The organism is uncultured Lactobacillus sp. (genome assembly GCF_945290125.1).
Lineage (GTDB): Bacteria > Bacillota > Bacilli > Lactobacillales > Lactobacillaceae > Lactobacillus > Lactobacillus rizhaonensis.
This window is the reverse complement of the sequence record NZ_CALYQV010000022.1, coordinates 23,971-32,086: the sequence shown is the minus strand read 5'-3', so window position 1 is coordinate 32,086 and position 8,116 is coordinate 23,971. Positions and strand designations below refer to the sequence as shown.

Here is an 8,116-nt window from a genome sequence, read left to right as displayed (position 1 = left end):
AATCTTCATCAATCATATCAGCTTCATCGTTACCAGCTTCACGCTCTGCCATTTGCGCTTCAAAACGTTCGCGCTGGTCATCAGGATCATTTAATTCAGAAAAGGCATTACCGTATTCTTCACCCATGATGTAAATCTCAAAACGATCGGTAAATCGAGGATCATCAGCATTTTTCTTAGCCAATGGTGAAATTTCAACTGGATGGCCGTAAACAAATGTAGGGTCAACAATTGTTTCTTCGCAATATTTTTCAAAGAAAGCGTTAATGATATGACCAACTTTCCAGAAACTTTCAACCTTGATGTCGTGGTCTTCAGCAATTTTCGTAGCTTCTGCTACACTCATCTTTTGCCAGAAATCAACGCCAGTCTTTTCTTTAATCATATCTACCATGTGAACGCGGCGGAAAGGCTTACCCAAATCAATATTTGTGCCCTGATAAGTAATTTTGCCATCATCTGATACAACTTTAGCAGCAGCACGAATGATGCCTTCTGCTTCATCCATGACATCATGGAAATCCCAGTAAGCACAGTAAGTCTCAAGTTCAGTAAACTCAGGGTTATGGTGTGTGTCAAGGCCTTCATTCCTAAATACACGGCCAATTTCGTATACTCTTTCCATATCACCGACAATCAAACGCTTTAAAGGTAATTCCAAAGCAATTCTCATGTACAAATCAATATCTAAAGCATTATGATGAGTGATAAATGGCCGTGCTTCTGCACCACCTGGAATGTTATGCAAAACAGGAGTTTCAACTTCCAAGAAGTCCTTGCTGTTCAAATAGTCACGAATAGCTTGAATAATTTTTGTTCTATTTACAAAACGTTCATAACTTTCGCGATTGGTAATTAAATCGAGATAACGTTGACGATATATTTGTTCAACGTCTTTTAAACCATGATATTTTTCTGGCAATGGACGTAAAGCCTTAGATAAAAAGGTAACATGAGTTGCGCGAATCGTTAACTCACCGGTATCAGTTTTCATAACTTCGCCGTCAATGCCCAAGAAGTCGCCAATATCGGACTTTTTAAAAATCTTATAATTGTCTTCACCGACAATGTCCTTACGAACATAAATCTGTATTTTGCCTGTCCGATCATAGAGATCCGCAAAGCCGACCTTACCCTTTCCTCTTTTTGCCAGCATTCTGCCAGCAATTTTAGTCTTAGGCAATTCCTTGTTTAGCTCATCTTTATCATCTTGAGAATATTTTTCATTCAAAGACCGCGCTAAATCTTGCCGATCAAACTTTCTCATTCCAAAAGGTTCGATACCATTCTCTCTTAATTCATCTAACTTTTGGCGCCGAACGATTAATTGGTCATTCATTTCATTTTTAGCCAATTACATTTCCTCCATTATTAATTAACTTCACTTCTGACAGTCCTTTGTTTTTGCCTTTTTTCATAATCATCAACGAAATTATCAAGCAAATCATAAACTTCCTGTGCTGTCCAAACCACATTTATTTTAGCACGAGTACGTGCAGAGCGGGGAACTCCCTTTAAATAGTAGGCAGCTTGTTGACGAAATTCAGGAACTGCAATCTTTTCCCCTTTTAATTCAACTAAACCTTTTAGTTGATGCTTAGCCGTAGCAACCTTTTCACGCACCGTTTGCGGTTTAAGTTTCTCACCGGTTTCTAAATAGTGCACCATATTTTTAACTATCCAGGGATTACCCAAGGCTGCCCGACCTATCATAACTGCAGTTGATCCGATCTCATCCAAAGCTTTTTTAGCTAATTCCGGAGTTGTTATATCACCGTTGGCCACAAAAGGAATATCAAGCACTTGTGCTACATCGTGCAACGTTTCCCAGTCCGCTTCACCCATATACATTTGTTTACGAGTCCTACCATGCATTGCAATCATGCTGGCACCCGCTTCCTGCGCTGCTAGCGCGTTTTCAACTGCAAAAATGTGTTTACGATCCCAACCAATACGCATTTTAACAGAAACCGGTTTTTCCACATTTTGGACAACTTTGTGAACCATCTTGTAAATTTTATTAGAATCAAGCAGCCATTTGGAGCCCGCATCTGTTTTGGTTACTTTAGGAACCGGACAACCCATATTAATATCTATAATGTCTGCAGCAGTATGTTGGTCAATATATTGTGCAGCTTCAAGTAAAGTATCTTCAGTACCACCAAAAATTTGAATACTCATGGGGTGCTCACGCGGGTCAACCTTCATCATAGACATAGTTTTTTTATTACGATATATAATGCCATGATCTGAAATCATTTCACAAACAACTAAGCCTGCCCCGAATTCCTTACAAATCATTCTAAAGGCGGAATTTGACACTCCTGCCATCGGAGCCACTACAACACGGTTAGGAATAGTAATATCACGAATTTTCCAACTATTATCCACTAAATCACCCTTTCAAAACACTTTAATATCTTAACAAAAAGGCTCATATAAGCAAAATTCATCGTACTTTTCGTAATAAAAAGTTAAAGCTTACTAACATAATGCACTTTTTTAATCAAAAAATTTACCAGGTGCAATCCTATTGTAATAACGCAAAAATGATTTTTTACTTTGATCATCAACAGAAATATTGATTACACCAGCATTTTGAATCTCGCCAACTAAAGCAATTCTAGGTATCTGCAAAACATTCTGGACCAAAGAACGAGAAGCAGTGCCATGAAATACTAATAAAACCGACTCATTTTCATGATTATTAATTAGATCATGCCAGAAATCCATTAGTCTATCTGCCAAATGTTGGTAGGTTTCACCTGTGCAATAATCACTGTAGTTCTCTTTGAAATAGCCAAGTTCATCAAATACTTGAGGATACTTTTCAATTATTTCGTGAACATCTTTACCATCCCAGTTGCCGTAATTCATTTCGGTTAAACGGTCATCTATAATAATCTCATGTTTACCCTGGTTTAAAATTTCTGCTGTTTCTCGCGCTCTTTTTAAAGGACTGGAATAAACATAATCAATCTTGTTAATGTCAAAACTGTCGCGTAAATTTTCGGCTTGTTGTCTGCCTGTTTCATTTAATGGTAAGTTAGTTCCTGAACCATTTATACCAAAAGTTTTATTAGTATCCGTTTGGCCATGACGAACTATATATACGTTTAGCATTTACTTTCTCCTTTACTTATCTATTCAACTCTTTCATTATAGCAAAGTTGATACTAACCGCACTTTTAATCTCCAGAAAAGAAGAAAAAGCGGGCAAAATTTTTAGTATTAACTCTGCTTTAGTCGCACCACTTCGTCATAATATTGCAGTTCTTCAAAGCGATGAACAACACTAATAATAGTGGTCTCTGGTAAATATTTTTTAATCATATCGTAAACAATAGTAATTGTATTCTCGTCTAAGTTACTGGTAAATTCATCCAGTAATAAAATCTGAGGTTTTGCAACAATTGCTCTTAGAAACAAAATTTTTTGTTTCTCACCACCTGATATTTTATTTTTAAAGTCCCCCGGTGTTTTACTTGTTAAGTCCTTTGTGGAATGAATCAAAGTGTTTAAATTGATTTCAGTAATTAGTTTTAACAATTTATCAGATGAGACTTTATTATCAGGGTAACAAATGTTATCCAATATTGAACGGTTGAATAATTGAGCATTTTGGGGCAAATACATAAGATCAGGCTGATTGGCAAAGGGCAAAATAATTTGACCATCTTCTGGCTGATAAAAGCCAGTTAACAGTTTAAGCAGTGTACTTTTACCAGTGCCGTTAGGTCCTATAAGTGCGGTTATTCTGCCTTTTTTAAACTCTAAGTTCAAATCTTTAAAAACATCTTGTTTCTTTTTGTAAGAATAACTGAGATGTTTGAAGATTATTGCTTTTTTGTTTGAATCAAATTGAACATGTGATGGATGCTCAGTTGATTTTTTCCCGTACTCTAATTCGGAGAGGCCAGAACGAATTCTGTTTAAAAATTCTTCAATCGCTAAATACTGGGTGCCAAAGCCAGACAAATTAACAATAGAATATAGCAGCATCAGGATCAAAGAGAGTGCTTGATTTTCTTTAGTGCCAATTAAAAATTGCCCTAAAACCGTAATAATGCAAGCCAAAATCACAATTAAAAATTGCTGGAACAGAGAGGCCTCGTTAGTAATTCTTTGAACCTTGATAAAAGTCTTTTGTTCATCATTCAATATTTTATCCATATTCTGTTCTTCAAAGTCTTTAGAATTAGTTGATAAAATCGTTTCAATGTTACTGTAATAATCAATGATATATTCGTTGACTTTAGAAGCACTTTTAAGCGATGCAGCTACATTATCCCTATTTCGTCTGGCCATCCACACCGAAATCAACATATAACTAATAAAGAATAATAAATACAAAATACCAACAAAGATATTTTGTAGACTTAACATTATTGTATACATAATAAGCATGACAGACATTTGCACTATTACTTCTAGGCCGGATTGCTCCAACTCTCGGCATGCAAATGAAACATCTTTAATGTAGCTTTGAACCTTTCCCACAGATTTATCAGAAAAGTAGCTAAAAGGCTTATTAACAACTGACTCCCATAAAATTTGTTTAGAAAATTTTCTTACAGCCTGAATAAATGAATTATTACAACTGTTTATTAACGGCATCATCATCAATGAGACTGCAAGAGCAAGGACTAACAATATTTGAAAATTTGTACTTAAATGGGCTTGAAATAATTCAGTAATTAAATATGGTTGTGCAAAATACACGGCATAGGCAACAAAAAGAAATACACAAAAAAATACTATTTTTAATATTCCTATTCTATCAACTACCTGTCGTAAATATTTCCCAACCATTTTCTTTCCTTTTCAAAATTTTAACTAAAATGAATAAAACATACATATCACTTATATGACAATAACTTATTAATTAATTTTAGTCAAAATTGTTTTTAATTCATCTTCTGTATAGTGATATTTATTACCACAAAAACTACAGGTCAATTCTGCTCCGTGATCCTCATTAATCATGGTTTCAAGCTGACTTTTCTTCATTGTTGCTAAAATCTTACCATACTTTTCCTTAGAACAATCACACTTGAATGCAACTTCATCTTTTTCTAAAATCTTACAGTCATCGCCTAGAATCATAGCTGCCAATTTTTCAGGAGTCAAACCAGCTAAAAAAGCACTAGAAAGTGTTGGCAAATTATTGATGCGTTCAATAGTCTTAGTTATTAAACTGTCTGAAGCACCCGGCAATGCTTGCAGCATAAATCCACTTGCTTCACCTATAGTATTGTTGGGATTAACAAAAACTGACAAACCAACAGCCGAAGGAATCTGCTCTGATTTGGTTAAATAATAAGCAATATCTTCTGCAATCTCACCAGAAACAATAGGTACTTGACCTGTATAGGGCTCTTTTAATCCCAAATCTTTGGTAACTTCAAGCCATCCTTCACCGACGGCTTTTTTAACATCAATATGGCCATTTTCCTTTGGTGGTAAGGCAATATGGGGATTTTTAACATAACCCTTAACAGTTAAATCTGATTTGGCTGTAACTATTGTTGGACCCACTGGACCATTGCCTAAAAGTCTGATAGTCAACTCTTCCTTGTCTGTGAGCTCAGCACCTGCCAGTAAAACCCCGGCAAGCAAAGTACGTCCAAGAACTGCCGAAGAAGCTGACCAGGTATCGTGCCGAGTTTGTGCTTCTTGAACCAAATCCTTGGCAGTAATCGTTAATAAGCGTAAATTTTTAGTCTTATCAATTGCTTTAATTAAATAATCACTCATTTTATTCTCCTAAAAAAATAGAGCCTAAAGTAGGCCCTATTAATTATTATTCTTGAGGATGATCGTCTTCACTATGTGAATTATCAGTATCCTTTGTATCTTGCTGATCCTCAGAATCTTTTTCCGACTCAGAAGAATTAAAATCAGTTTTTTTTTCTTCTGTATCTATCTCAGACTCCTTGGGAAATTCAGCTTTTTCTGGATTCTCAGGATTACTTTCTTCTGCTTCCTCATTCTTTTGGGCGGGTGACTCTAGAGAGACATCTCTTTCTTCCTGCGCCTTTTCGGAATTTACAATATTTTTCTTCTGCGAATGGTTTTCTTTCTTTTCAGCAGCAGCCTTAGCTTCTTCATAAGTTGATGCTTTGGATTCGCTTGGATATTCTTGCTCCGTCTTTTCAGGCATCTTGCCAGTTGTGTACAGAGACATAATCTGCTTTTCATCTAAAGTTTCATACTTAAGTAGAGCTTCAGCTATAATGCGATGCTTTTCACGGTTGTTTTTAACAATTTCAACTGCTTTAGCGTGGGCTTCATCAAGTAACTTCTTGACAGCTTCATCTATTTTAGCTGAAGTTGCTTCACTATATGGTTTAAAACCATAAGGATTAGTTTCGCCCTCTTTTTCAAGTTCAACCATTCCTAATGAGTCAGTCATTCCGTAATTAACAACCATGCTGTGGGCAATCTGTGTGGCTTGTTCGAAGTCGTTTGAAGCACCTGTTGACTGGTCTCCAACTACAACTTCTTCACCAGCACGACCACCCATCAGACCAACGATTTGTTCCATTAATTGTTTCTTAGTTAACAGAAACTGATCATCTTTAGGCAACATCAAGTTATAGCCACCTGTTCTGCCGTGAGGCACAATGGTAACTTTACGCACCGTTCTTGAATCACTAAGTACTAAACCACAAATGGAGTGTCCAGCCTCGTGAAAGGCAACCCTGCGTCTTTCCTTTTGAGAAATCAAACTGTTTCTCTTAGCAGGACCCGCAATGACACGGTCTTCAGCTTCATCCAAATCTGCAGCAGTAATATTATTACCGTTTCGTCTGGCTGCAAGCAGTGCAGCTTCATTAAGTAAGTTAGCTAGGTCTGCACCAACAAAACCTGGTGTTTGACGAGCAATTTCCTTTAAGTCAACATCATTAGCCAAAGGCATATTCTTAGCGTGAACGCGCAAAATAGCTTCACGACCTCTAACATCAGGTGTACCAACTAATACTTTTCTGTCAAAACGACCTGGACGCAATAGAGCTGGATCCAGTACGTCAGAACGGTTGGTAGCTGCAATAACAATAACGCCTTCGTTGCCTTCAAAGCCGTCCATCTCAACTAACAACTGATTCAAAGTCTGTTCACGTTCATCGTTACCGCCACCACTGGCGTTACCACCACGTCTGCGTCCAATAGCATCAATTTCATCTATGAAAATAATACTTGGTGCATTTTTCTTAGCATTAGTGAATAAGTCACGTACACGACTGGCACCAACACCGACAAACATTTCAACAAAGTCTGAACCTGAAATTGAGAAGAAAGGAACATTTGCTTCTCCTGCTACGGCACGGGCCAACAATGTCTTACCTGTACCCGGTGGACCCTCAAGCAAAACACCTGAAGGTATCTTGGCGCCTAATTTGGTAAATTTAGCCGGATTCTTTAAGAATTCAACTACTTCTACCAGTTCCTGCTTTTCTTCCTCTTCGCCGGCAACATCAGAAAAGCGCACTTTATTCTTCTTGGGGTCCTCAGGTTTAACATGAGAACGACCAAAATTCATAATTCCGCCGTTGCCGCCTCGACCTCCGCCACTTTGACTGACCATCATCCAAAGCATAACAATGAAAAGAATGGTCGGTACAAGCATAACTATTGTTGAGATCCAGTTCCCAGATTGTGACTCACCCTGAGTCGTCATCTTAGTACCGCTCTTTTGAGCTAATTCTTGAACATTAGATACGCTGGAATCATTTTGTAACATCGTAGTTGAAAAGCGAGTTACTTTTGATCCTGAATTACCATTAAAAAAGTCAAAATTATTATCTGACTGGTTTTTACTTTTTTGTGTTTCTTTATAGCTACCTGAAACAGTATAGACACCATTTGCAGGTTGAACGTTAAAGTTTTTAACTTTTCCCTTGCGCAAATCACTAACAAATTCGGAGTAACTAATATTTTCACTGCTACCCGAATTATTTGATCCGCCAATCGCCCAGTTGAGTCCTCCTACTAAAAACAGGAAAACAACTATATAGAATAAACCGTTTGAAAACAGTCGATTCCGGTTATTTTTCATATAAAACCTCCGCAAAGTTTCTAGAGATATACGAATAAAAGTTTATCACAAATTCCA

The 8,116-nt window shown here is 37.0% G+C and carries 6 protein-coding genes; all 6 read right to left on the bottom strand.

Annotated features, from left to right (window positions below; genetic code table 11):
- The coding region (gene lysS / locus Q0K80_RS05330; RefSeq protein ID WP_294603953.1) for a lysine--tRNA ligase at positions 1-1,354 on the bottom strand (1,354 nt) is incomplete at its 3' end.
- 17 nt (positions 1,355-1,371) lie between these two features.
- A complete protein-coding gene (gene dusB / locus Q0K80_RS05325; protein WP_294603949.1) occupies positions 1,372-2,391 on the bottom strand; it encodes a tRNA dihydrouridine synthase DusB in 1,020 nt (339 codons plus the stop codon).
- A 111-nt stretch (positions 2,392-2,502) separates the two neighbouring features.
- A complete protein-coding gene (locus tag Q0K80_RS05320) occupies positions 2,503-3,123 on the bottom strand; it encodes a histidine phosphatase family protein (RefSeq protein ID WP_294603947.1) in 621 nt (206 codons plus the stop codon).
- 108 nt (positions 3,124-3,231) lie between these two features.
- A complete protein-coding gene (locus tag Q0K80_RS05315) occupies positions 3,232-4,812 on the bottom strand; it encodes an ABC transporter ATP-binding protein (protein WP_294603946.1) in 1,581 nt (526 codons plus the stop codon).
- 69 nt (positions 4,813-4,881) lie between these two features.
- Entirely contained in the window at positions 4,882-5,757 is an 876-nt protein-coding gene (gene hslO, locus Q0K80_RS05310; RefSeq protein WP_294603944.1) for an Hsp33 family molecular chaperone HslO, read from the bottom strand.
- A gap of 46 nt (positions 5,758-5,803) precedes the next feature.
- Complete coding sequence (gene ftsH / locus Q0K80_RS05305) at positions 5,804-8,059, bottom strand: ATP-dependent zinc metalloprotease FtsH (RefSeq protein ID WP_294603942.1); 2,256 nt, start codon at positions 8,057-8,059, stop codon at positions 5,804-5,806.
- Between the last annotated feature and the right edge of the window lie 57 nt (positions 8,060-8,116).